This window comes from Nostoc sp. TCL240-02, from assembly GCF_013343235.1.
GTDB lineage: Bacteria > Cyanobacteriota > Cyanobacteriia > Cyanobacteriales > Nostocaceae > Nostoc.
This window is the reverse complement of record NZ_CP040094.1, coordinates 3,594,652-3,618,679: the sequence shown is the minus strand read 5'-3', so window position 1 is coordinate 3,618,679 and position 24,028 is coordinate 3,594,652. Positions and strand designations below refer to the sequence as shown.

At 40.9% G+C, this 24,028-nt stretch carries 22 protein-coding genes and 2 pseudogenes; 15 read left to right on the top strand and 9 right to left on the bottom strand.

Annotated elements, in window-relative coordinates; genetic code table 11:
* Positions 1-184: 184 nt before the first annotated feature.
* Positions 185-463, top strand: a complete 279-nt coding sequence (locus FBB35_RS15580; RefSeq protein WP_174710410.1) for a hypothetical protein — start codon at positions 185-187, stop codon at positions 461-463.
* Between the two features lie 866 nt (positions 464-1,329).
* Positions 1,330-2,943, top strand: a complete 1,614-nt coding sequence (locus FBB35_RS15575; protein ID WP_174710409.1) for an NAD(P)H-quinone oxidoreductase subunit 4 — start codon at positions 1,330-1,332, stop codon at positions 2,941-2,943.
* Between the two features lie 13 nt (positions 2,944-2,956).
* Here FBB35_RS15575 and FBB35_RS34730 read toward each other — a convergent pair whose 3' ends face one another.
* Positions 2,957-3,496, bottom strand: a complete 540-nt coding sequence (locus tag FBB35_RS34730; RefSeq protein ID WP_254625951.1) for an IS630 family transposase — start codon at positions 3,494-3,496, stop codon at positions 2,957-2,959.
* 23 nt (positions 3,497-3,519) lie between these two features.
* Positions 3,520-3,915: a transposase gene (locus FBB35_RS34725; RefSeq protein ID WP_254625668.1), complete on the bottom strand. Its 396-nt coding sequence runs from the start codon at positions 3,913-3,915 to the stop codon at positions 3,520-3,522.
* A 139-nt stretch (positions 3,916-4,054) separates the two neighbouring features.
* Between FBB35_RS34725 and FBB35_RS15565 the strand changes: the two are divergent.
* A pseudogene (locus FBB35_RS15565) lies at positions 4,055-5,392 on the top strand (IS701 family transposase).
* 158 nt (positions 5,393-5,550) lie between these two features.
* Here FBB35_RS15565 and FBB35_RS15560 read toward each other — a convergent pair.
* The 3 genes from FBB35_RS15560 to FBB35_RS15550 form a co-directional block, all read right to left on the bottom strand.
* Positions 5,551-6,099 (bottom strand): antibiotic biosynthesis monooxygenase, encoded by a 549-nt coding sequence (locus tag FBB35_RS15560; RefSeq protein ID WP_174713656.1) that lies wholly within the window; start codon positions 6,097-6,099, stop codon positions 5,551-5,553.
* A 70-nt stretch (positions 6,100-6,169) separates the two neighbouring features.
* Positions 6,170-7,108 (bottom strand): SMP-30/gluconolactonase/LRE family protein, encoded by a 939-nt coding sequence (locus tag FBB35_RS15555; protein ID WP_174710408.1) that lies wholly within the window; start codon positions 7,106-7,108, stop codon positions 6,170-6,172.
* Positions 7,109-7,114: 6 nt separating this feature from the next.
* Positions 7,115-7,861, bottom strand: coding sequence for an SDR family oxidoreductase (locus FBB35_RS15550; RefSeq protein WP_174710407.1), 747 nt, complete (start codon positions 7,859-7,861; stop codon positions 7,115-7,117).
* A gap of 233 nt (positions 7,862-8,094) precedes the next feature.
* Between FBB35_RS15550 and FBB35_RS15545 the strand changes: the two are divergent.
* The 3 genes and pseudogenes from FBB35_RS15545 (at position 8,095) to FBB35_RS15535 (ending at position 11,470) form a co-directional block, all read left to right on the top strand.
* A pseudogene (locus FBB35_RS15545) lies at positions 8,095-8,742 on the top strand (Uma2 family endonuclease).
* Between the two features lie 330 nt (positions 8,743-9,072).
* On the top strand, positions 9,073-9,933 hold the full coding sequence (locus FBB35_RS15540; RefSeq protein WP_174710406.1) for a hypothetical protein: 861 nt from the start codon (positions 9,073-9,075) through the stop codon (positions 9,931-9,933).
* Between the two features lie 91 nt (positions 9,934-10,024).
* Positions 10,025-11,470 (top strand): hypothetical protein, encoded by a 1,446-nt coding sequence (locus FBB35_RS15535; RefSeq protein WP_174710405.1) that lies wholly within the window; start codon positions 10,025-10,027, stop codon positions 11,468-11,470.
* A 128-nt stretch (positions 11,471-11,598) separates the two neighbouring features.
* On the opposite strand, the gene FBB35_RS15530 is transcribed toward FBB35_RS15535, so the two are convergent.
* The 3 genes from FBB35_RS15530 to FBB35_RS15520 all read right to left on the bottom strand — a co-directional run bounded on the left by FBB35_RS15530 (position 11,599) and on the right by FBB35_RS15520 (position 14,053).
* Positions 11,599-11,949, bottom strand: a complete 351-nt coding sequence (locus FBB35_RS15530; protein ID WP_012407317.1) for a DUF1257 domain-containing protein — start codon at positions 11,947-11,949, stop codon at positions 11,599-11,601.
* Positions 11,950-12,091: 142 nt separating this feature from the next.
* The gene (locus FBB35_RS15525; RefSeq protein ID WP_012407316.1) at positions 12,092-13,603 is read right to left on the bottom strand and encodes an AAA family ATPase; all 1,512 of its coding nucleotides are present in this window, start codon (positions 13,601-13,603) and stop codon (positions 12,092-12,094) included.
* A 96-nt stretch (positions 13,604-13,699) separates the two neighbouring features.
* Positions 13,700-14,053, bottom strand: a complete 354-nt coding sequence (locus FBB35_RS15520; protein WP_174710404.1) for a hypothetical protein — start codon at positions 14,051-14,053, stop codon at positions 13,700-13,702.
* 323 nt (positions 14,054-14,376) lie between these two features.
* Between FBB35_RS15520 and FBB35_RS15515 the strand changes: the two genes are divergently transcribed.
* From FBB35_RS15515 to FBB35_RS15480, 8 genes are all read left to right on the top strand, one after another.
* A complete protein-coding gene (locus tag FBB35_RS15515; RefSeq protein WP_174710403.1) occupies positions 14,377-14,532 on the top strand; it encodes a hypothetical protein in 156 nt (51 codons plus the stop codon).
* Between the two features lie 172 nt (positions 14,533-14,704).
* Positions 14,705-15,235, top strand: a complete 531-nt coding sequence (locus FBB35_RS15510; RefSeq protein WP_174710402.1) for a hypothetical protein — start codon at positions 14,705-14,707, stop codon at positions 15,233-15,235.
* 133 nt (positions 15,236-15,368) lie between these two features.
* Positions 15,369-16,943 carry a CPBP family intramembrane glutamic endopeptidase gene (locus tag FBB35_RS15505; RefSeq protein ID WP_174710401.1) on the top strand — a complete coding sequence of 525 codons (1,575 nt, stop codon included), beginning with the start codon at positions 15,369-15,371 and terminating at the stop codon, positions 16,941-16,943.
* Positions 16,944-17,552: 609 nt separating this feature from the next.
* Positions 17,553-17,828 (top strand): TM2 domain-containing protein, encoded by a 276-nt coding sequence (locus FBB35_RS15500; RefSeq protein ID WP_114084755.1) that lies wholly within the window; start codon positions 17,553-17,555, stop codon positions 17,826-17,828.
* 347 nt (positions 17,829-18,175) lie between these two features.
* On the top strand, positions 18,176-18,442 hold the full coding sequence (locus FBB35_RS15495; protein ID WP_174710400.1) for a TM2 domain-containing protein: 267 nt from the start codon (positions 18,176-18,178) through the stop codon (positions 18,440-18,442).
* A 186-nt stretch (positions 18,443-18,628) separates the two neighbouring features.
* Positions 18,629-18,727: a hypothetical protein gene (locus FBB35_RS34720; protein ID WP_368041846.1), complete on the top strand. Its 99-nt coding sequence runs from the start codon at positions 18,629-18,631 to the stop codon at positions 18,725-18,727.
* 400 nt (positions 18,728-19,127) lie between these two features.
* On the top strand, positions 19,128-21,632 hold the full coding sequence (locus FBB35_RS15485; protein ID WP_174710399.1) for a cation-translocating P-type ATPase: 2,505 nt from the start codon (positions 19,128-19,130) through the stop codon (positions 21,630-21,632).
* Between the two features lie 310 nt (positions 21,633-21,942).
* Entirely contained in the window at positions 21,943-22,383 is a 441-nt protein-coding gene (locus FBB35_RS15480) for an FHA domain-containing protein (RefSeq protein WP_174713655.1), read from the top strand.
* A 72-nt stretch (positions 22,384-22,455) separates the two neighbouring features.
* Here the strand turns inward: FBB35_RS15480 and FBB35_RS15475 are convergent, their stop codons facing one another.
* A complete protein-coding gene (locus tag FBB35_RS15475) occupies positions 22,456-22,803 on the bottom strand; it encodes a hypothetical protein (protein ID WP_174710398.1) in 348 nt (115 codons plus the stop codon).
* Positions 22,804-23,099: 296 nt separating this feature from the next.
* Between FBB35_RS15475 and FBB35_RS15470 the strand changes: the two genes are divergently transcribed.
* On the top strand, positions 23,100-24,020 hold the full coding sequence (locus tag FBB35_RS15470) for a TIGR01777 family oxidoreductase (RefSeq protein WP_174710397.1): 921 nt from the start codon (positions 23,100-23,102) through the stop codon (positions 24,018-24,020).
* Positions 24,021-24,028: the final 8 nt, after the last annotated feature.

Genomic DNA, 24,028 nt, shown 5'->3' with positions numbered 1-24,028 from the left:
AGTATGAGTATGTCTCTCAACATAGTCATAATCTCAGCAATTAGATACTTGGAAAGAGATTTTTTCAGATGCTTTAATGTCATTAAGGAATTTACAATTAAACTAAATGGAAGCCTATTCTCTAATAGACCATTCAGTAGTTTATGTAAATTAATTATTTGTAGCAAAGTAGTAATTTGAAACAATGGAAAATACATTTTTTGATAAAACATTCCGTGACAACGAGGGCAAAATTGTTTTAGCTCAAATGCCAAACCTACCACTAATTGTTTGGATAGTAACCAGTTTACTCGCTCTAGTTTTTCCAAGTGGTAAAATAAATACAGCGTTAGACTTACTAGCAAACGGTTCCTTGTTTACTTGGGCGTGGCTAGAATTATTTCAAGGCGTTAATTATTTTCGTAGAGCGTTAGGTCTTGCCGTATTGATTGGTTTGATTGCATTCAAAATTCAGTATTCATAACAAACTCAGTAATTTAGGACTTACGCAAAAATTGCCAAAAAGCTTAATTTATCAAGGCGCCAAGTCGCCAAGAATGTCTTTTCTAGAAGATACTACGCGAACGTCGAACCTCTCTTTGGCGTAGACTTTCGTAGAGAATAATTTGGATGGTCGTATGCGTAAGTCCTATAATTAAGCAAAATTATTTATACATTTTCATAGGCTGTGGCTCTAGGCTATTAGATAGAATTCAGTACGCTACTTCAGCTAAACTGTAATTTTACCGAAACATAATCTGTAATTTTACCGAAACATAATAAAGCCGACGTTGAAAGAAAGACAAAAAAGCTAGCTAGTTGGGAATCCCTAAAATTTGCAAACGAATCGACTCTATCGGGTGTCTCTGTAAAATTGTCGAAATAGCGCAAATTATTGCAATTATATTTAAAAGCCAGATTTTTTCCGCTCGATTACCAATCTCCAACCACTTGGGGTTGCTCTTTTTGCCAATCACTTTTTGCCAATCAATATAGATAGTCTATACGACTCAACAAACTTTCTATAAGCTTAAAATATTTAAATTATATCTGTGTTGATATCTTATGTCAACCTAAAACTAAACTTAACCAGAAAATGCAACCGTGTTGTAACTGTGGCTCTAGCTGACATTTTGTGTTGACGTTGCAAAAGTTTACATTTAGAATGGAATCGTTAAAATTTCGATAAGTATTTATTCTTGTTTGTCCTGATAATCTGACATTTAATGAGTATATATTCCTGTCAATAGTTAAGATTCTATCTTCTGGAGTTTAAGATAGTTTACAAAAGTATAGATTCCTTAATATAATGAAAACAAAAGCGACAAGGCAAATTGATTGTCAGAAGTGATGAATGCTATTGAATTTCCCTGGCTAACAGCCATAATCCTCTTACCCTTAGTGGCTGCCTTAGCCATCCCCCTGATCCCAGACAAAGAAGGTAGAACTGTGCGGTGGTATGGTCTGGGAGTTGCTTTTGCTGACTTTGCACTGATGATTTATGCCTTTTGGTATAAGTACGACTTTCAGAGTTCAAGACTCCAACTTGTAGAAAACTATCCTTGGATACCGCAATTAGGTTTGCATTGGGCTGTGGGGGTTGATGGTTTATCGATGCCCTTACTGCTTCTAACAGGTTTAATAAATACACTCGCAATCTTCGCGGCTTGGAAAGTTACCACCAAGCCGCGATTATTTTATGGTTTGATGCTAGCGATGTATAGCGCCCAACTTGGCGTATTTGTCGCCCAAGATTTGCTGCTGTTTTTCCTAATGTGGGAAATCGAGTTAGTACCGGTTTATCTGCTGATTTCCATCTGGGGAGGACAAAACCGCCGTTATGCGGCTACCAAGTTCATTCTTTACACCGCCGCCGCATCAATATTTATCTTGATTGCTGGTTTTGCAATGGCATTTTCTGGAGATACCGTCACCTTCGACATGGCGACTCTAGGAATGAAAGAATACCCCAAAACCTTGGAATTGTTGGTTTACGCAGGTTTCTTGATTGCCTTCGGTGTGAAGTTACCAATTTTCCCCTTACACACTTGGCTACCTGATGCCCACGGTGAAGCATCAGCACCCGGTTCGATGATTTTGGCTGGTGTGTTGTTAAAAATGGGTGGTTATGCCCTTATCCGCTTCAATGTGGAAATGTTGCCCAATGCCCATGTAACTTTTGCCCCAGTACTGGCAATTTTGGGTGTAGTAAATATTGTCTACGGTGCTTGCTGTGCCTTAGCTCAAACTAATCTCAAACGCCGCTTGGCTTACTCTTCAATTGCCCACATGGGGTTTGTGCTGATTGGGATTGCCTCTTACACAGAACTGGGTATAAGCGGTGCAGTGCTACAGATGGTTTCCCACGGCTTGATTGCTGCTAGCTTATTCTTTCTGTCTGGCGTAACTTACGATCGCACCCACACCTTGATGATGGATAAAATGGGCGGTATGGCTAAGGTAATGCCTAAAACCTTTGCTCTGTTTACCATCGGTTCAATGGCTTCTCTCGCCTTACCTGGAATGAGTGGTTTTGTGGGTGAGTTGATGGTATTTCTCGGTATCGCCACCAGTGATGTTTACAGTTCCAGTTTCAAAATTGTAGTTGTGCTGCTGTCAGCAGTGGGCGTGATTTTGACACCGATTTATTTACTGTCGATGCTGCGTCAAGTATTCTACGGCGACCAAAGTCAAGAGTTGCACTTGGATGCTGTAATATCTGATGTCAAACCCCGCGAAATATTTATTACCGCTTGTTTGTTGCTGCCAATCATAGGTATTGGGTTTTATCCCAAATTAGCAACGCAGACTTATGACGTGAAGGCAGTAGAATTAGCCGCCCATGCTCGTGAGGTTCTACCAGTTGTTGCCCATCAGCAACCGTCAAGTCTGTATTCGCGGATTTTTACAGCACCAACATTAGCTACTTCTCAAGTTGAAACTTCGATTAACATTTCTGAGTAAATTATAGCGGTTATCAGTCTTGTGAGGTACAGTAGCAGCAGTGAGTAAACCAACCCAGCAAATTCTCTATTGTCACTTCTGCGAATGCCGTATCTAATGCCTGGAGTAAATCAGGGTATGTCCTTGCACCGATGCGACGGAGAATGTTCTTAATCTTGGACCAACAATTCTCAATCGGTGAAAAATCGGGAGAATAGGGGGGGAGATAAATGAGATGAGCGCCAGCAGCGATGAGCAAAGCTTCAAGTTCATCACTTTTATGGATTGAGCAGTTATCCATGATCACCACTGCACCAGGCCAAAGTTTGGGTACGAGCTTTTGGGCGATGAAGGCATCAAAAGTCAAAGCATCGATAGAACCTAAGCCACTCCATTGGGTGAGCAGTCCTTTCAAGCTAATTGCACCAATTACCGAGACATTTTTCCCTTTGCGGTTGGGCTTTTGAGCATAGGCCCGAAGGCTAGGCAAGGCGCGGGCACATTTGCGGATGAAGGACAGATTAACTCCCGATTCATCTAAGAAAATCAGCTCTTCGACGGGTATCCCCCTCAAGAGTTTCCAGTACTCAAATCGGGCTAGTTGGACTTCATCACTACCTTTTTTTGTGAGGTGGAGACTTTTTTTTTGAGGTTGAGGTGAAGTTTCCAGCGAACCATCCGATTCACCGTAGCTACCCCAATTAAGACCTCTGTTTTCTCGTAAAGTCGTTCCCGCAATTCGCTTAACGTCGCATCGGGCTGTGCTATGACGAGTTGGCGCAGGATTTCTAACTGTTCAGCATTCAACTTTGTTGCTGTCTGCTCAGTCCGCACCTTGGGGCCTATCATCCCCAATTCTCGATGGCGTTTGAGTAAATTTTGCACAAAACTTAAGGTGACACCAAAGTTTTTAGCCAGTTTTCGTTGGGAAATGTCACCGCAGGCATAAGCATCAACTATTTTTTGACGCAAGTCGAGAGAGTAGGCTTTCATCACCACCAATTATCAGTAGAATTGCTCTCTCCTACTGTACTGAAGTAGACTGATAACCGCTATATCCCTCTTCTGTCACTTTCCGAGTATTCTGAATAAAAGGATTAAAAGAAAAAACTCTCTTCAGGTAAGCAGGGCAATGGATGTAGAATTACAAATCCTAAAACATTTGGCAAGAGATGCCCAGCCAACAGTTGCGATCATAGATGAATATTGTGCAGAGTATAAAGACCTGTTCAAAGAAGTAAGAAATTATGAATGCTTCAAATATTTACATTTAGGGATAATTGCACCAATAAAAAGAAAATCATTACCAGAAATAGCCAAAGTAGTAAGTATAAACTCGGCACAGTCATTACATCATTTCATAGCCTATTCAGATTGGTCAGCAAATAAATTAAAGAGCCGAAGATTAGATAAATTAAAGAAAGCATTAAATAGTCAGGCGATAACCGTAGTAATAGATGAAACTGGAGATAGGAAAAAAGGTAAAAAGACAGATTATGTTGCAAGACAATATCTAGGGAGTGTAGGAAAAATAGATAATGGAATAGTATCAGTCAATGCTTATGGAGTTTATGAAAATGTAACATTTCCATTAAGTTTCAAAGTATTTAAACCGAAAGGGACGCTCAAATCAGGAGATAAATATAAAACCAAAATAGAGTTAGCGTCAGAAATTATTACAGAATTAATAAATGAGGGGTTTAATATTGAATTAGTATTAGCCGATAGTTTATATGGTGAAAGTAGCAAATTCATCAAAAAGCTCAATGAATATGAATTAGCTTATGTTGTAGCAATTAGAAGTAATCACGGAGTCTGGCTACCAGCTAATCAGAGCGTTAGAGCTAACAAGTGGTGCAAATTTGAGAGAACATTTAGTAATAAAAAATCCGAAATCAGATATATCCGAGAAATAATTTATGGTAAAAAAAGAGCCATAACTTACTGGGAAATAACTACTGATCCAGAAACAATGCCGGATAATTCCACTTCATTTGTCATGACGAATCTTCAAGGAAATCTCAAAAAAACTTTAGGCGATTTATATGGATTAAGAACCTGGGTAGAATATGGGTTTCGACAATGTAAACAGGAACTCGGCTGGACAGATTATCGCTTGACAAATTTTCAACATATAGAGAGATGGTAGGAAATTATTTTTTGTGTTTACACAATGATTAGTCTAAATTCCCCAGCCTTTTTAGCCTTAAATCAATCTCTTCAAATTGAAACTGAGGTGATAGGTACTAGTTATGTTAATTGTGTAGATTTTTCTCATCATCAACAATGGAATCATAATTCTGGATGGAAGAATACTCTTAATAATCTTCGTTTAATTGTCCAACCTCTTTTACTATTTTGGCTGATTTATCCCTGGTTAGATATTTTTCCAAATTCTCATTTATTGCTAGGATTTAATCATTTAATTTGTGCCATGAACCAATTTAAACCCTTTTTTGCTTCTGGATGATTTCACTTATTTACTACTTGCTTATCTCGGAGAGTGACAGAAGAGGGATAACTTCCCATTAAGGGGCTGCAAGTAAATTCTAAATATTAGGAGAATAAAGGGGTGGTTACAAAACCACCCCTAAACTTTTTATATTATTTATTGAAAAGGTAATTTGGCTATTTAGCATACAGCCACCAACTAAACAAACGGCTGACTCTGGGCATGACAACGTAGGTCAACAGTACAACCATAAGAATGGTAACGATCAGCGAAATAATCAAAGGTGGTAAACCGCGAAGTAGAGGCACTAGAAATGTACTCAAAATATTAATCAATATAAAGACAGCAGCCCAAGTCAACAAGGCTGTTTTATAGCGCGGTGGGGTTTTTAGTGGTTGGCCGGGAATAGAAAACCAAGCTTCTAATCCACAGATTTGTTGAACATAAGGGTCAGATTCAACCAAAGATTGGGCTTGATTGAGCCAGTATTCGCGATCGCGCGATGTCATCCACACCTTTAAATTTTCATAATTGTCAAACCGAAAAATGATCACATATTCATTTCGCACGCCAAGTTGGGGACGAATCACGTTTGTTCCTAGATGCCCTAGATAGGTTCTGGCAACACTGGTAATATCTTTTAACCAAGCCTCGTAAGCGTTTTCACATTCTGCTTTGACCAGTTGTGAAATAACCACGGTTACAAATTGCTCGTCCTGTTCCATCTCCATTAGTTATGTCACCATCAAGTTAATAGTCGTAAGTTTTTGCAACCGTAGCATGATTGAGTCATTCTCAAATTAAGGAATACCCAGTTTTTCCAACTTCGAGCCGAACGACATTAGCAGGAACAACCCCAGTGGGTGGAGGTAAAAACATTCCACCATTAGTTACAACATAAATTGCAGTGCGATCGCCCTCACTTTGACCAAAAGCCACTGCTGTGCTGCCAATTACACCTGACTCGGCTTGAGCAATGATAGTTGTACTACCATCGGGCGCAATTCGTACCACACTGTTGTAAATGTGCGTTGCTCCATAAAGATTGCCTTCTACATCAAAGGCAAAGTCATCAATATTGGTCTGCTCAACAAAAATTTCCGGCTCACCTGGTTTATTAGTGCTATCAATGGGAATCCGCAACAACAACATTTTTTCTGTATTTGAAACGTAGAGGAAATCACCAAAACGCTTCAAGCCATTTGCAGCCGGAAACACGCTCTCCGAATTACTACGAGCCAGCATTGGATGTTCTAGCCAAATTGAGCCACTGGGTTGAGCAATATCAATTAGCCAGATTGCACCACGATAGGAATCTGCTGTTAAATATTGAGTGTCGGACAGTGGCGTGATGCCATTGAGAAATATTGCGTCTGGCAGTATCAGCAAGGTTTCCACCGTGCCATCACTTCTAACTAGAGAAACCACGGGTATAGAATCAGCATTCCAACCTGTTGCCACCAGATCGCCGTTGGTAGTGAAAGCAAGACCACTTACTTTGCCTTCAACAGTGGCATGAATTTGCTGATTGCCATCTGGGGTAATGCGAACAATCTTGCCAACTTCGTGATTGGTTACAAAGATTGTCCCATCTGGTGCGTAGGCGTAGCCCGCCGCAGGCATCGCTAGATTTTCCAAAAAAGTATTGGCCGGGAACGAGGTAATAACTGTAGCAGGTGCTAATTCAATCGGCTTATCTGCGTAAATAGGCGGTAAACCTGCGGAATTTCCCATATTAACCTACCATTGTAATTGAATAGGGCCACCAAACTTTCGCATCTCTGCAAACAACAGTCCTTGCGCTCCTCCATCGGGAAGTGTTGCCAAATAGACAGCAGTTTCAGCTCCTTCTTCTGCCGTAAATGGGGCATTATCTCCCCCCATATCTGTCTTCATCCAACCCGGAGAATAGGCATTTACGAGAATATTAGTACCTTGGAGCTCCTTGGCGAGAAGCACAGTTAGTCCATTTACTCCCACCTTCGAGAGTCGATAGGATGGCGCTAAAGGGTAGTAGTCAGTGGGAACTGATGTTAGAGATGCCATTTCCGTTGAGATATTGACAATGCGGCCGTAATTTTGCACCTTCATCAACGGAATTAATGCTTGAGAAATTCTGAGTACTGCTAGAACATTAGTTTCAAAGGTCGATCGCATCGTTTCCAGTTGCACAGTTAGTAAGCTGGATTCTTCCGGCTTAGTTGTGGGATTTACGCCTGCATTATTGACCAGAATATCTACTTTGCCGTAAGTTTCACGTAGCCACTCAGTAAACTGTTGCACACTTGCATCATTCGTTACATCCAGGGTGTGATAGTCAACATCAAGCCCTTCATTGGTAAGCTGTCCTTTAGCAGCAAGACCATCTGTTTCATTTCGACTCGTCAGAATTACGCGGTTGCCAATTTTGGATAATAGACGGGAAATAGCATATCCTAGCCCTCGATTGCTGCCTGTTACCACAGCAATCCTTTTTTCAGTCGTCATTTTTATGACCTTGAAACTGCTTGTGATTTTACTGTACTGAGATGCGGTGAATTAAGCAAGTTGATTGCAATGATATGTTCATTACGTTTAATTCAAACTTGAAGCTTGCTGTCCACCTAAGCGTTGTCTTCTTTCCACTAGCAATAATTCTAATCTTCATGAGTTAACCCTAATTTAACCGGAGATTGTCAAAAGATTATAGTTAAAGCAGGTGAAGTAGCCACAAAGCAATTATGACCACCAACTTACCTGTAGCCACAGAGATTATACCAATGGTTTTGCAATTGCAACCTGCGATGTCTACGACGGGCTACGCCTACGCACTAACCGAAGACCAGTTTTATGAATTTTGTCAGCTAAACCGCGATTTTCGCATTGAACGTAATGCTATGGGAGAATTAGTGATTATGCCCCCTACTGGTTCCGAAACTGATGAACGCAACTTTAACTTAGTTAGTCAGTTGTGGTTGTGGACAAAGCAAGATGGTACAGGTGTGGGGTTTGGTTCCAGTGGTGGGTTTACTTTACCTAATGGTGCAGTGCGTAGGCGTAGCCCGTCGTAGACATCGCCTGATACAGCGTAGATAAAACGCGATCGCTGGGAAGCCATACCAGTGGAACTGCGAAAAAAGTTTGCACCGATTTGTCCTGAGTTTGTGATTGAATTGGGTTCAAAGACCGATAACTTACGAATTATGCAAGATAAGATGCAAGAGTATATTGATAATGGCACGCAACTTGGTTGGTTAATTGATAGAAAACAACGCCAAGTTTTTATTTATCGTCCTAATACTGCGATTGAGGAATTAGATAATCCTAAAACCCTTGACGGTGAACCTTTACTACCTGGTTTTGTTTTGGATTTAAGTCAGGTTTGGTAGAGAATGAATTCAAAATTTTAAAAAGTATATAAGTTTTTGGTAATCACAGTAATATTACCGAATTTAACTATGTAGTTTATATTAATTTAATTTCATCAACAAATTTAAACAGTTAGTATTAATCAAAACTTTTAATTTTTTACTATTAACTTAATAAAGTATATTTTGTACTTTAAACTAAAATAGTTTAATGCTCATACCATAATAATAAAATATTTTTAAAAGATAATTTCAGTGTTTGTACAATTATAATTTTAATCATATTTTGAATATATTGTATTGAACGGCTCATCTGAAGCCAACCACTTATTTTTATTTTTTGAGGAATCAATGTTTAAAGAAACATACAGGAAAGAGGCTCAACAGAGACTACGCAGTGCAGTAGATAAATACGAAAACGTCTGTAAGTGTTTACAAGATGCAGCTGCAAGTCTTTATCAAAAGCGAGTCAAGCGTGGGGTTGAGACTATTAAACTTTGTGAAAGTTACATAAACACACTGGCAAATTCACCAAAAGAATTTAGCAAAGTTATTGCTGAACTTAAATTTCAACTGAAAGAAATTACAGGTAAAGACTGGGAGCTAATTGATGCAAACACCAACAAAAACTTCGTAGCAGGTTCTACTGCTGGTGCTGGATTAGTCGCTGGAGCAGGAGTTGCCTTTCTTGGCCCAACAGCTGCAATGGCGTTTGCAACCACTTTCGGCACAGCGTCAACAGGTGTGGCAATATCTTCTCTTTCTGGTGCCGCGGCTACTAATGCTGCTTTAGCCTTTTTAGGTGGTGGTGCGCTTACTACTATTGGAGGTACTGGCATGGCAGGTGGAAGTGCATTATTAGCAATGGCTGGGCCTGTTGGCTGGGCTATTGGAGGTGCAGCTTTAGCTAGTAGTGGATTGTTTTTAGAGCATGAAAATAAGAAAATTGGCAAAGAAGCCAATAGCCGCGCCTTTGAAATTGAAGGTTTGATACCTAAAGTCAATGCATCAAAACAAGAAGTAGAACTTATTGAGAAGGAAACGATCAGATTAGCTGATCTCATTTCTAGCGAAATCCAATACTTCCAAAAGAATGCTCCTAAAGATTACCCAGGATTCAGTCAGCCTTTCAAAGAAAGACTAGGAGTTTTAATTAATTCTATCCATGCGCTGAGTCAGTCACTCAAAAAAACAGTAAACCTCAAACTGTAGAAATAATTTGTAAGTTTATAGTGAGCTACTAACCTTGTTTCGTTGGTAGCTCAATTATTTTGCTGGTTTCAACAAATCAAAAGTTTGGTATATGGATAAATTGGAAAATCTACATCAGACAAATCAATTTATTGCTGCAATTGTAGCAGAAGATAATTTGTATCAAGCAGAACAACTAGCTGCGGAACTCAGTAAACAAGATCAAGCCTTTTTTGCAGCTATTCAAGAGGTTGATAAAGTCCGTGATTTTTTAGCTACTCCTGAAAATATTTTGGGAAATACAAGCACAAAACATGGTGAAATAGCTGAACAAGTAGAAGTTGGTATTCGTAATGCTAAATCACTCTTGAATTCTTCGACTCCTAACGCCACATTTGAGGGAGTTGGAAGAACAGCACCAGAAGATTATTTAATTAACGGGGTTCAGGTACAGTCTAAATTTATCAATGGTACGGGAAATACTCTGGATCATGTTCTCGACCACATGAAAAAATATGATAATTTTGGAAGAGATGGGTCTTTTTACCATATACCTAAAGACCAGTATGAGATTATTCAAAATATTTTGAATGGTGAAAATGTAGAAGGAATAACAACTCGTACTGTTCAAAAATTACAAGAAAAAGTTCAAGAAATAGAGCAAATGTCTGGTCATCCATTTAGCCAAACTGTTAGACCAGGATTATCTAATTATTCAGATGTACAAATAGGTAAAGTCGATGATACACTAGCTCACCATGAGAAAGCATTAAAGAGAGATAACGCAGAAATTAAAGACAGAATACGTACTGAAGCTCAACCTAACATAGCTGATTTTGGTCGGGTTGCCGTTAAAGGTGCAGTTGTAGGAGGTAATATTAGATTTGCTACTAAAATTTATGGAAAATATAAGGAAGGAAAAAATGTTTTTAAAGGTGAATTAACACTTGAAGATTGGAAAGAAATTGGTATAGATACAGCTACAGGTGCAACACTTAGTAGTATATCAGCGACGGCAATTTATGGGTTAACTAATTTCGCCCAAATGTCCGCTCCTTTAGCTGGTGCATTTGTCAGTGCTGGTATGGAAGTTGCCAGTTTAGTCAAAAGTTGGAATCGCGGAGAAATTTCTTCAGAAGAATTTGTAGAACTGAGTTTCTTTGCTTGTGCAGATTCTGCAATAGTGGCGACTGGAGCAGCTATAGGACAAGCATTGATACCTGTTCCTGTTATTGGTGCGGTTATTGGTTCAATTGCTGGTCGTATAGTTTCCGATTTCTGCAAAAATTTATTAGGAGAAAATACAAAACTGTGTAAGCAAGTAGAGCAGCATTATCAAAAGTTACTTGCTCAAATTGATCAGGATTACAAGACTACTGTCGCTAATATTATTGCTACTTATGAAGAATTGGGTAACTTAGCTCAAGCAGCTTTTAACCCTAGTTTAAATGTAGAATTGAGGCTGCAAGCTAGTATTAAACTAGCAGTGGCATATAATGTTCCTGATTCCAATATTATTCACAATGTAGATGAGCTAGACTTATTTATGTTTAGCTGAGTGCGACTGAAGGATAAAATTTTATAAAAATCGGGACTGAGAAATGAATCTCAGTCCCGATAAAAAAGCGGGCTAACCGCTATTTATATGGTTAACCCGTGCAGCTTTGGGAACGCGCAGAGAAATTGTTATTGCAGTACCAACTTCACATTGGCGTTTTGCAAACCGCGCTGTTTTACTTCAGCCAAAGTTTTGTTAACAGCATACTTTTGGTTGATTGAGTTGATCAACTCAGTTTGGTTGTGCTTCTTAGCAACGCCCCACAGGTCAGCGATTAGGTCAAAAGAACCATCGCTGTTGCGAGACCAGCCGAGGTCATATTCGCCATCTAACATAGCAACGATGTCAGAACGGACGCGCTGACCGTTATAACCACGGACATCAGCTTCAGTCTTTACGCTGATACCGAGGTCGCGCAAAGAAGCTTTGAGGATTTCGGCATCGGTGATCTTGGTACGCAGGGTGCTAAAGTGAGACATTTGGGTTTCCTCCAATGAGAAGATTGAGAAAAACGACAACGGTTTGTTTCGGGCGAAGCCGCTCTTAGCAGGATGCGGCTTTTTCTTATAACTGCTAGCATTTTCAGCTAGCCTTTCCCCCTGGGATGGCAGAGGAAAGCTTTTAAAACTCCATTCGCTGATATTCAGCTACGGAGGATGCTGCGGGGCGTGCGCGCTGTCTGGCCCAATCTCTCAGAGCCGTTACTTGTTCTTGCATCGTTCGAGACAGCGGCAATGTTGCCTTCAGTGCAGCAATAATATCTAGTTGGGTGAACTCCCGATCTTGGGCAAAAGCTTCATACATTGCCGCAACGATCGCTTGCTCAACTTCTGCTCCAGAAAAACCATCAGACATCTTGGCTAGTTGCTCAAGATCGAATCGAGAGATGTCTTCACGGCGTTTGGTCAGATGAATATTAAAAATGTGTTGCCGTTCTTCTGGTGTTGGCAGATCGACAAAGAAAATTTCATCAAAGCGTCCTTTCCTCAAGAACTCGCCAGGTAAGCGTTCTACTCTGTTGGCAGTTGCCATCACGAACACTGGTGACTTCTTATCTTGCATCCATGTGAGGAAAGAGCCGAAGATTCTGCTTGAAGTCCCCCCATCAGAATCAGAAGAACCTCCACTACCAGCAAAGGATTTATCCAATTCATCGATAAACAAAATCGCTGGGGAAATAGATTCTGCTGTTTTCAGGGCGTTCCGTAGATTTGCTTCACTTCGTCCCACCATTGAGCCGTCGTAGACTCGGCCCATATCCAACCGCAGCAGTGGTAAACCCCACAACCGGGAAGTCGTTTTGGCAATTAGTGACTTACCGCAACCGGGAACTCCGAGAATTAACATCCCCTTTGGCTGAGGCAAACCATACTCTCTCGCTCTTTCTGTGAAAGCATTAGAGCGTTGTTTTAGCCATCTTTTTAACTCTTCTAAGCCACCTACAGCATCAATGGTTTCATCTTCTTCAATGTATTCTAAGATACCATTGCGCCGAATTAGTTGCTTTTTCTCAGATAAAACGATATCTACCTCATCTTCCGTCAAACGCCCTGTTGTTACCTGCGCCTTTCGGTAGACTTTCTCAGCTTCATCTTTAGTTAGACCTAAAGCTGCTCTGAGAAGCTTTTCTCTAGCCTCTGTTGTCAACCGCCGACCACGATTTTGGTCTACGTGCTGAGTCAGTACTTTATTCAACTCTGCCATATCTGGCAGTGTAAAATCTATAACAACAACTTCTTTTTCCAACTCTATAGGTACTTGTTGCATCGGGGACATCAAAATGATGTTCTTTTGCGTACCTTTAAAGCTAGCGATCGCATCACGTAACGATCTATTTGTTGCAGGCGCATCAATAAAGGGGTGTAAATCTTTAAGAATAAATATACTCGGTTCTTTCTGCCGGATAATCCACTCAATTGCCGCCTCTGGAGAGACAGTATTATGTTGGGTGACATTCCGGGGTTGACCATATTCCACAATCCCATGTGTCACTGTCCAAACAAATACTCGACGCTGGGGCTTCAACAACTGGGCGATTGTGGAAACTGCTTGCTCGGCCCGCTCTTCCTCGGAGGTCACAAGGTAGATTAAAGGGTATTGAGCTTGAATTAGGATATTGAGCTCTTCTTTCATACTTCGACCTACTTGAGACCTTATAGAGACAGTAGAGACATTGCTTCTGGTAAAGACAACCGAATCATGAATGAATAATTCATAATTCCTATCTATCTAGCAAGGAACTAATTCTTCCTCACCCTTGGGATGGCTTTCATCTTCATCCATTTCGTTAATGGAAAGATGCTCTTGACCAACTACTCCTGGTTGATTGCCCAAAGTAACAAGTTCCCCATCACGTAAGACTAATGAGCTATCACAAGTTGGGCATGAATAAACTCTATGAGTCCGCCCGAAAGAAGAATCTTCTAACTCGTCAACTAATTCTTGATTAGACAGGTAAAAACCAAGGGCGCGTTCGGCAAGTTCTGACATTGGCTCAGAATCGACTGCTGAACGAATCTTCAGTTTTCTGTGCAACTCTGGCGATAAATACAAAGTGACCTTTTGCTTAGTTTGCGTTTGCATATAACTCTTTAACGGTCTTACCCGGGTATGTATATCAACTTATCGGTTCTTCTATTGGTTGTCAAGACAGTAAAACGTTTTAACGCCACTTTTGTTACATTTGTTTACAAGCTAGGCTGAAATGCTGATTATTGAGTGATAAATCCCTCATGACAAACCTCTGAGAATTAATCAGGGTTGAGGATTCAAATCCTGAAACCTGAATGGAAATTAGCGATCGCTAATTAATGATTCACTAACTTGGCTTATTTTTAACTATTTGGAGCATAAGCGGATTAAAGTTGAACACCTTTCCAGTTGTAAACAACTGATATCCACAAGAGATGTCAGCGAACGACACCAGCAGAGAAAAAGTTTTTGGTCGTTTGGCTTACCAATGGAAATTACAGAAAGATTTGGTGGAAATTGCAAAGATGTGTTGGTTTGGAAGTGAAAAAGCTCTAAAGTTACCTCGGCTGTCTGAGATGCACTGTACATAATTTGTGTGATAAAACACTCTTTATAAGCTTCTCTACTGAGAAGTAAAAAGAGAATGGTAAATATCCTGAATATTATTGAATTTTCAATGAGCGCTCTTTCAGTGCAAGGTATCGCTCTGAATTTTTGATATTTCTATAAAATTCAGTGACTTTGGCAAAATGTGTAATATAAATGGCTACTGCTAATAAAATCTGTAGTTTAGGGCGAAGAATTTATCGGTTTGCTGCCAGCGTTAGCGGGATAGCTGCCCTGTTAATAATTTTATGGGGTTGTACTGCAAATAATTTTAACGCCGGAGCGATCGCATGGAAAACTTATAGCAACTCCCGTTATGGCTTTGAATTTCCATATCCGAGTAACTGGGCTTCTTCAGCAGGCCCAGCAAATGGTGATGGAATTGCCTTTATTTCACCCCAAAACAAAACGGTGGAAATTCGAGGGTGGGCAAGTCAGCAGTTACTGAATTCGATTATTACAGAGCAAGAGCCAGTGAAAAAGCTCAAATCCAACTTTCAAACCGCCCAAGGAGTTTCTGGGATGCTAGTTGTAGAAGTTGCTCAAGGAGTAGGTTCTATGACACTGACACTAACTCAGGGTCAAGTGAAATACTATTGGCAGGGACGAAGCAAGAGCCAAGAATTTCAAGATTACTATCGTTTGTTTTATTACATTGCCCAGCAGTATCGAATTTCAAAGTCTTGAGTTAGGACTGGAGTTTCTTTAGCGATGCCAAACTTAAAACCTTTATATTGATGATATTTATCCACCTCTAACTTTTTCTTGCGATAATTCCCAAGGGGGACGCGCTCTCCACTGGTTAGTCAAAGGGGGATAGATGACATTCAAGCGGTTGGTTTTAATTTTTGTGCTAACGCCGATAGCGGTTCTGTTGGCAGTTTCGGCTTTATTCGGTAGTTGGCAAGAACCCCAGTTCCAAAGTCGCCTGGAACTGTACCAAACCAATATTGCTCTACAAGCTCAAGCTTGGCAATCAGAAGATAGCAGTGATGACAATCTCCAGGGGATTCGGGAAGCGATACTTGGTGAGCAACCCCTAGAAAGTGCCACAAAGCAATATCAAGAGGCACGTCAATCTGTTCAAGCGAATTTGGACAAAGTTAACAATAAGCTTGCACAATTACGCTCTCAATCTGAAATAACTCCTACACCTCCTAAACCTCTACCTGAAGTTCCTCCGACCACTAAAACCTCTAAACAAGGAAAGCAACAGTTACAGCAGTCCCTAAAGCAATTACAAAAGTTACTGGCTGAATTAGACCTACGCCTGGGAATTTTACAAGTACAGCAAGGACAGACGGATACAGCTCTGAAAACTTGGAGCGAATTACAACAACGCTCAGATATCAATCCAGAGTTTGGAGAAACCGCAGCTGTATTGAGTGGACTGTGGAGCAATCCTCCCCGTCTGCTCCAAAATCCTCAAGAACGGATTCAAAAGAATTTAGAAGGTTGGTTTCGCTCTGCTGCTTTGGTTCAGCTATACCAACTCCAACAACGACAAGACGCTTTATTAGCAGTAAAAGCTGCCCAAAAAGAAACAGCTGCTCAAGCGGTGTTGAAATTAGCGATTATTGGTACTATTCCTACCTTGGCAGCTTTAATTGGTCTAATATTGTTGATTTTATTATTTGCTCAACGCTTGTTGAAAGGAAAAGCCTCGTTATTAGCTCAAAATGCTGATGTCCCTTGGTCAACGCCCTGGGACGGTGAAACGGTTTTGCAGGTTTTCATTGTAGGCTTTTTCTTTATGGGGCAAATTTTTGTGCCCTTGGTGATATCGGTGCTACCCATCCCGCGCCCTATTGTTGATGTGCGACTTCAAGCATTTTCTGTTTTGGTTAGTTACTTATTGGTAGCATTGGGTGCGCTGTCAGTGCTGTATTTCTCTCTCAAGCCATTTTTTCCGTTACCGGAATTTTGGTTCCGCTTCCGTTTTCAAGATAACTGGTTTCTGTGGGGACTGGGGGGATATTGTACGGCTTTACCTATAGTTGTGATGGTATCTTTAATCAATCAACAGCTATGGCAAGGACAGGGTGGTAGTAACCCCCTGCTGCAACTAGCGCTGGAAAGTCAAGATGGGGTAGCACTTGGTATATTTTTCTTTACAGCGGCGATCGCAGCCCCATTTTTTGAAGAAATTCTGTTTCGCGGCTTTTTGTTACCTTCTCTAACTCGTTACTTACCCGTGTGGGGATCGATTTTGATCAGCAGTTTGTTGTTTGCGATAGCTCATCTCAGCTTGTCGGAAATTCTCCCCCTGACTGCATTAGGGATCGTTTTAGGGGTTGTTTACACGCGATCGCGCAACCTCCTTGCTCCTATGCTCCTCCACAGCCTCTGGAATAGTGGTACATTATTAAGTCTATTTGTGTTAGGCAGTAATTAATACTAGTGCTGTACTGTTGTCAAAAACGTAAATACCTGATTTTATCTCCTTATGTAAGAACAATTTACTGGTTATAATTGGTTACAAGCATAAATACTAGCTGAAAAGCCAACTCATATAATGCTGTTAACATAGACAACAAAATATCTAGTTAAGCATTTATTCTTATCCGGGTGATTTTAGCCAATAACTGAATCTTGTCATTGGTGCAATAGCGTTTCACTACCAGTGGAAGCGATCATATAAAAAAACCCGGAAATAATACTGATGGACTTGTAAAAAGTGGTACAGCAGTTTTTGATAATTATTGAGATTTATTCTTCTCAAGACCAAATGTCCTACTTGAAAATCTGCAAAACTTCTGCAACAGAGTTTGCAGTCATTGAATACACCACAATTTATTAAGGAGTGCCAGATTTTCAAGCTATGCCGCAAGACTTTTTAGTGTCTCCTCTAGAATAGAAGCACGCTGATTTTAGTCATTTTGGGGCTTACTTGTACATGAAAAAATTAAAAATCTATTGATTAAGCAAATAAATCTATTTGCTTTGATTACAATAAAGACTTTATTTTTATATCTCACTTATTTATCAAGGAGCAGCATTTAATATGTCAAATCTCAACCCCAGTCACCCTACCAAACAACTTCTAGCAGGTTACTGTGGCATTATCCTTGGAGGATTTGGGGTTCATAAATTCATTCTAGGATACGCTCCAGAAGGCTTTATCATGCTGGTGGTTTCTGTAGTTGCGGGTTCTTTTACCTACGGTATCGCCTTGTTAATTATGCAACTTGTAGGTTTAATTGAAGGCATGATCTATTTGAATAAGTCCCCTGAAGAATTTGTAAATACCTACTTTGTGAATAAGCAAGGCTGGTTCTAAAAACTTAAGATTTCCCATTTGGGTTGCTCTGTAAAGTTATATATCTTGAGTGTATCTTTAGAATTAAGTTATTGCTGACACAAAACAACAAGTTTTACAGGCAATACACTGTGGAAAAAGCTTGTGTCTATATTAAAACAAGGGTTTCAGCTCTTGTTTGCGTAAGTCCTGTAAGTTTGTTAATACTGGCATTTCCGAATTTGTTTCCAGTAACACTTAGTGCTTATTTACCTTCTGAACTAGATTAAATCTGACAATTTACTAGTAATGAGAGATATGTAGATGCCAAGTAAGAATAATTACATTAAACTTGGGGATGTCATTTATAGCTGAGGAGTATTCTTATAGTGTCTAATGTCAACCCTAGTGATTCTAGCAGCAAAAAAAATGCTGCTGGTATTTGCGCTATATTGTTAGGAGCTTTAGGTATTCACAAGTTTATTCTTGGTTACACTACTGAAGGTTTAATGATGCTGCTTGTTACCATACTTACATTTGGTTTGGGTGGAGCAGTGATGGGGATTGTCGGTTTGGTTGAAGGTATCATTTACTCAACCAAGACTGATGAAGAATTCCTCAATACTTACATTGTCGAAAAGAAAGGCTGGTTTTAACTCCCTGTATCTAAAATTGTTTTTGCCGTTTTAATTGAATGTACATTGGTGTTTGAACGGGGTTTACTAGGATTCTCCTGTACACCCCTACTTGGTACTTATTTTTATCACCAAGGTTATAGAGTAAGCTTCTTAGTTTGTCCAATCTAATATTTGACTGGAATTCCATGTCCAACTTGTGGTGGGATGACTCGCTCCTTTATGGCTATTGCCCAAGGCAATTTGATTGCAGCACTGGCAGAAAATTTATTAACTCCCCCTTGGGTAAACTTCTTTCTTGAGTAACTATTCATGAAAGCTATTGTGTATTCTGTGCAGATTTATAGGTATAACTAGAGCTTTTTGTTAAAAAATTATGAATCCTACTGCTATGCTAACCATCAAACGTAAACAGCTGATCTGGATACTGTTCTTGTTGTTGGGCTTTGGCTATTTTAGCGCCATGTCTAATTTGGAAATTCACAATTTTTGGAAAAGCCTGATTGTCCTCATGCCAATGCAGGTTGTAGCTATCATTTATGTGACTTATCTACGCTGCAGTCGTCAGTGACTCTTAGCGAATTACGATAAATTAAGAAATTTAATAGGGTTGACATACAGTCGTAGTTCCATATTTAGCCTACGCTCAAATTAGAGACGCTTTTAGTCAGGCGTTGAATTTCTGTAGCGAATCTAAACACTTGCCATGCAACTTGTCCCAAAAACTAAACTAGCCCCAGAACTTGACCCAATCTTAGAGAAAATTATTCTCGATGTTGGAGGTATGAAGTGTGCTGGGTGTGTGAACGCGGTAGAACGACAACTAACCCAACATCCAGGAGTCAAGAGTGCCTGTGTGAACCTGGCCACAGAGGTAGCAGTTGTAGAGTCAGAAACTGGTGCGGTAGATGCAGATGCACTAGCAGAGAGATTAACAGCCGTTGGATTTCCAACTCAACCCCGAAAAGCTAGGGGCACAGTAGCAGGCGAAATATCTACCTTACCAGACCCAGCAGAACGACAACGCCGAGAAATGCGGTCTTCTGTGAGGCAGTTGGCGATCGCTGCAATGTTGCTGTTATTGTCGGGAAGTGGACATTTTGGTAATCTTGGTAGCTCAGTGCTGCCACTGTTAAATAACATCTGGTTTCACTGTGGATTGGCTACAGTGGCGCTATTAATTCCCGGTCGCCCGATTTTAGTAGATGGCTGGCTAGGCTGGCGGCGAAATGCGCCTAACATGAACACCCTGATAGGATTGGGAACGCTGACAGCCTACATTGCTAGTTTAGTAGCACTGCTCTTTCCCAAAATGGGTTGGGAGTGCTTCTTTGACGAACCAGTAATGATGCTGGGCTTTATTCTCTTAGGAAGAACACTAGAGCAACAAGCTAGAGGTCGCGCTGCTGCTGCATTTAGGAAATTGCTAGCACTCCAACCACAGGTAGCGCGATTGATTGCCAACCCGGAAAAAGGAGGAATGGGATCTTCTGGTGTAGAGATTCCTGCCGAACAGGTGCGGGTTGGTGAATGGTTACAGGTGCTGCCAGGTGATAAAATTCCTGTCGATGGTGAAGTAGTACTTGGTCAAACAACGGTCGATGAATCCATGTTGACTGGAGAAGCCGTGCCAGTAATTAAGCAGCCGGGAGATTCGGTGACAGGGGGTACACTAAACCAGTCAGGAGCGATCGCTATTCAGACAACCCGGACTGGAAGTGATACAACTCTAGCTCAAATTGTTGCTTTAGTAGAAGCCGCCCAAACTCGGAAAGCCCCAGTACAGAAATTAGCCGATACAGTGGCTGGCTACTTTACATACGGGGTACTAACAGCATCTTTATTAACATTTGTCTTTTGGTACTTTTTCGGCACTCATCTTTGGACTGATATCACCATGTCTGGTGAGATGGAGATGATGAGCCACGCTCACAACTCCGTACAGACGCAATTAATAGCGTCTGTACCTACTCCCCACTCCCCTTTATTAATTAGTTTAAAACTAGCGATCGCAGTTATGGTAGTCGCCTGTCCCTGTGCTTTAGGACTTGCTACCCCAACAGCTATTCTTGTTGGGACGGCTATGGGCGCAGAAAGGGGTTTATTAATCAAAGGCGGCGACGTTTTAGAAAAAGTACACCAGTTAGACACCGTGGTATTTGATAAAACTGGCACTCTGACCACGGGTCATCCCATCGTTACAGATTGTCTGTTAATTGAGGGATCGGGGACTGGGGACTGGGGACACTTCGACAAGCTCAGTGCATCGCTGGGGACTAGGAATTCCCAATCTCTATTACAACTAGCAGCAGCTGTAGAAAACGGTACTCACCACCCTTTAGCAAAAGCAATTCAGCAAGAAGCACAGAGACAACAGTTATCTATTCCAGAAGCTGTGGACTTTCATACAGAACCAGGATTAGGAGTGTCTGCTGTGGTAGAAGACACAGTTGTACTGTTGGGTAACTGGGATTGGTTGAGTTGGCACGGTATTGCAATTAGTGAAACTGCACAACAGGTAGCACAGGATTTGGCAACAGATGGTAAAACAGTCGTTTGCGTAGCAGTTGGGGGAACTCTAGCCGGACTAATTGCTGTCTCTGATACCCTTAGACCAGATGCCCAATCCACTGTAGACAAGTTGCGTCAGATGGGATTACGGGTAATGTTGCTCAGTGGCGATCGCAAAGAAGCAGCCAGCGCCATAGCCAAACAACTAGGATTAGACGGCGCTGATGTCATAGCAGGTGTTCCCCCAGCCAAAAAAGCGGCCGCAATTAAGTCTTTACAACAAGCAGGGACGACAAAAGGAACTCCTAACTTCTCACCCACTACTACCCGCTCAGTAGTGGCAATGGTAGGAGATGGAATCAATGATGCTCCAGCTTTATCCCAAGCAGATGTAGGAATTGCTTTGCATTCCGGGACAGATGTGGCAATGGAAACTGCTGAAATTGTCTTAATGCGCGATCGCTTAAACGATGTCGTCGAATCTATTCAGCTTAGTCGCGCCACCTTCAACAAAATCCGCCAAAATTTATTCTGGGCTTTTGCATATAATACAGTTGGCATTCCTTTAGCAGCAGGTGTTTTGTTCCCTAGTCTGGGTTTTGTCCTTAACCCATCTGGTGCTGCTGCATTAATGGCTTTTAGCTCTGTCAGCGTCGTCACAAACTCAATATTATTAAGGCGATTAGCTCGTCACTCGTAGAATACTTTGTTGAACCTAAAATTTCCCATAACAAATCTTAGTCATTCCCATCTCAACTTAACAATTTTTAATTCGTAATTATTTGTTACACTGAGTCGATATTCAGGTTTTACGCAGATCACAAAGCCTGTTAAGACACCTACAAAAGCTATCATAGCTACTGGAGTAGAACGACCAAGCTCTACTCTTTCAATGTATTATGCAATTTTAAAGCTTATTTAGATCAGCACCACAGACCGACGGTGCCCGAAAATGGCAAAATTACGATACGAAATAAATCTTGTTAAACCACAGTTCCACCGATTTGTCAATGGCAGCAGAAACTAATGAAAACCATCTACTGATTATTGAAGACGATCAAGGTCGCAAAGAATTTTCTCTGGAGCAACCCGTCTATTCTATCGGTAGAGACCGCGAGTGTAATATCCGTTTGATGTCTCAGTTTGTCTCCCGCCGCCATGCCACATTAGTAAGATTGCCACGAGAGCATAATAGTCATAGCTACTATTACCGGATTGTAGATGGTGATGCCAAAGGTAAAGCTAGTTCCAACGGTTTGATGATTAATGGACGTAAGATACCAAACCACGATCTCAGAAATGAAGACGAGATCGTTTTTGGACCTCAGGTACGTGCCATTTATTACCTTTTAAAAAACACTCAGCGTTTGGGACAAACGGATTCGAGCGAGTACGACATTACACTAATAAACCCCGGTATGGCCGAGGATTTAGAGGATCTGGGAGATTGAATTATAACTACCAACCACAATTTGACGCTCTCACGGCTTAAAGCCGTGGGATTGTCAATTCAATTACCAAAGCTATCCTGCAATACTTTCAATCAAATGCCAATGGCGGCTACTTTCAATAGCCTGCTTGATGAATTCAAACATTTGTCGGCAATAATTATCTAGTTGGAGAGGTAGTTCTTCATTTTTAATCACAATACTCATCCGGGTTTCTGTTTCAGTAGATTTTGATTTATCAACCAGTACTTCTACTGTGATCAATTTAGGAAAAGGAACATTACCAGGAATCTGACGAGCGATAATGTAATCGCCCGTGTGGTATTGAATATCCAGCTGACAGTCCTGTAGAAGTTCTACAAGTAACGGCAACAGATGGTCACTAGCAACAGAAACAATAAACGAACAGGTATAGCGAGCCATAATAGCCCCACGCCTTGCAACACTCCGTCCATCCTATAATACCGAAGCATCTAAACGGAAAGTCATTCAAAAAGCAAAGTTTTTGAGTTTTGAGATTAGGTATCACCAGATATACATCTGACTTACGCAAAACTACACGCTGTAAGGGCAATTAATGAATTGCCGCTACTTTAGAATCAGGGTTTTAGCTATTGCATCTTATACAGTTGCATTTGTTCTATCCACAAAGAAAGTGCTGTAGGCTGAAAGTTTGATCAAAAACTTTACAATAAGAGTTTGGCTGAGGTAGAAAATGAATGAAAGTAGCAATTACTGGAGCAACAGGATTTGTCGGTAGTCTTTTGGTACAACGGCTCCACGGAAAAGGTCATAAAATAGTAGTATTAACTCGGAACACCGCTTTTGCTCAAAAGGTTTTTCCATCTGAGGCTTTCCCCAATGTAGAAATTGTTGCCTATGCACCAAATACGTCTGGTTCTTGGCAAAGTGTCATAGCTAGTTGTGATGGCGTAGTTAATCTGGCAGGAGAACCCATTGGTGAAGGGCGCTGGACACCAGAACGTAAACAAGAAATATTCAATAGCCGAAAGTTAGGCACACAAAAAATAGTTGAAGCCATAGCCAATGCTAACCCCAAGCCAACTGTATTAATTAATGCTTCGGCTATTGGCTACTACGGCACCAGTGAAACGGCAAATTTTGATGAAACAAGCCAATCTGGTAACGATTTTCTCGCCCAGGTCTGCCAAGCCTGGGAAGCAGAGGCAACAAAGGTAAAAGATGCTGGAGTACGACTGGTAATCCTGCGTTTTGGGATTGTTCTGGGCAATGGTGGGGCTTTAGGCAAAATGATTCCACCTTTCAAACTCTTCGCTGGTGGCCCCATTGGTAGTGGTCGGCAGTGGTTCTCATGGATTCACGTAGACGATTTAGTTAACTTGATTATGCAAGCTTTAACTAAACCGGAAATAGAAGGCATATACAATGCTACTGCCCCTAACCCAGTCCGAATGGCAGATTTAAGCCAAACTTTGGGACAAGTAATGAATCGCCCCTCTTGGTTGCCTGTTCCGGCTTTTGCGATCGAAGCTCTTTTAGGAGACGGAGCTATAGTAGTTTTAGAAGGTCAGCAAGTCTTTCCTAAGCGCATCTTGGAAACAGGATTTGAGTACAAATATCCTAACTTAGAGTCAGCACTAAGACAAATTCTTGCGTAGAGTTAAGG

What these genes read in the sequence shown, in the direction of transcription:
- FBB35_RS15580 (WP_174710410.1), top strand. Translation starts at nt 185, where the DNA reads ATGGAAAATACATTTTTTGATAAAACATTCCGTGACAACGAGGGCAAA.
- FBB35_RS15535 (WP_174710405.1), top strand. Translation starts at nt 10,025, where the DNA reads ATGGATAAATTGGAAAATCTACATCAGACAAATCAATTTATTGCTGCA.
- FBB35_RS15525 (WP_012407316.1), bottom strand. Translation starts at nt 13,603, where the DNA reads ATGAAAGAAGAGCTCAATATCCTAATTCAAGCTCAATACCCTTTAATC.
- FBB35_RS34725 (WP_254625668.1), bottom strand. Translation starts at nt 3,915, where the DNA reads ATGAAAGCCTACTCTCTCGACTTGCGTCAAAAAATAGTTGATGCTTAT.
- FBB35_RS15470 (WP_174710397.1), top strand. Translation starts at nt 23,100, where the DNA reads ATGAAAGTAGCAATTACTGGAGCAACAGGATTTGTCGGTAGTCTTTTG.
- FBB35_RS15555 (WP_174710408.1), bottom strand. Translation starts at nt 7,108, where the DNA reads ATGGGAAATTCCGCAGGTTTACCGCCTATTTACGCAGATAAGCCGATT.
- FBB35_RS34720 (WP_368041846.1), top strand. Translation starts at nt 18,629, where the DNA reads ATGACTCGCTCCTTTATGGCTATTGCCCAAGGCAATTTGATTGCAGCA.
- FBB35_RS15505 (WP_174710401.1), top strand. Translation starts at nt 15,369, where the DNA reads ATGACATTCAAGCGGTTGGTTTTAATTTTTGTGCTAACGCCGATAGCG.
- FBB35_RS15500 (WP_114084755.1), top strand. Translation starts at nt 17,553, where the DNA reads ATGTCAAATCTCAACCCCAGTCACCCTACCAAACAACTTCTAGCAGGT.
- FBB35_RS15550 (WP_174710407.1), bottom strand. Translation starts at nt 7,861, where the DNA reads ATGACGACTGAAAAAAGGATTGCTGTGGTAACAGGCAGCAATCGAGGG.
- FBB35_RS15560 (WP_174713656.1), bottom strand. Translation starts at nt 6,099, where the DNA reads ATGGAACAGGACGAGCAATTTGTAACCGTGGTTATTTCACAACTGGTC.
- FBB35_RS15540 (WP_174710406.1), top strand. Translation starts at nt 9,073, where the DNA reads ATGTTTAAAGAAACATACAGGAAAGAGGCTCAACAGAGACTACGCAGT.
- FBB35_RS15520 (WP_174710404.1), bottom strand. Translation starts at nt 14,053, where the DNA reads ATGCAAACGCAAACTAAGCAAAAGGTCACTTTGTATTTATCGCCAGAG.
- FBB35_RS15530 (WP_012407317.1), bottom strand. Translation starts at nt 11,949, where the DNA reads ATGTCTCACTTTAGCACCCTGCGTACCAAGATCACCGATGCCGAAATC.
- FBB35_RS15575 (WP_174710409.1), top strand. Translation starts at nt 1,330, where the DNA reads ATGAATGCTATTGAATTTCCCTGGCTAACAGCCATAATCCTCTTACCC.
- FBB35_RS15510 (WP_174710402.1), top strand. Translation starts at nt 14,705, where the DNA reads ATGGCTACTGCTAATAAAATCTGTAGTTTAGGGCGAAGAATTTATCGG.
- FBB35_RS15480 (WP_174713655.1), top strand. Translation starts at nt 21,943, where the DNA reads ATGGCAGCAGAAACTAATGAAAACCATCTACTGATTATTGAAGACGAT.
- FBB35_RS15485 (WP_174710399.1), top strand. Translation starts at nt 19,128, where the DNA reads ATGCAACTTGTCCCAAAAACTAAACTAGCCCCAGAACTTGACCCAATC.
- FBB35_RS15515 (WP_174710403.1), top strand. Translation starts at nt 14,377, where the DNA reads ATGTCAGCGAACGACACCAGCAGAGAAAAAGTTTTTGGTCGTTTGGCT.
- FBB35_RS15475 (WP_174710398.1), bottom strand. Translation starts at nt 22,803, where the DNA reads ATGGCTCGCTATACCTGTTCGTTTATTGTTTCTGTTGCTAGTGACCAT.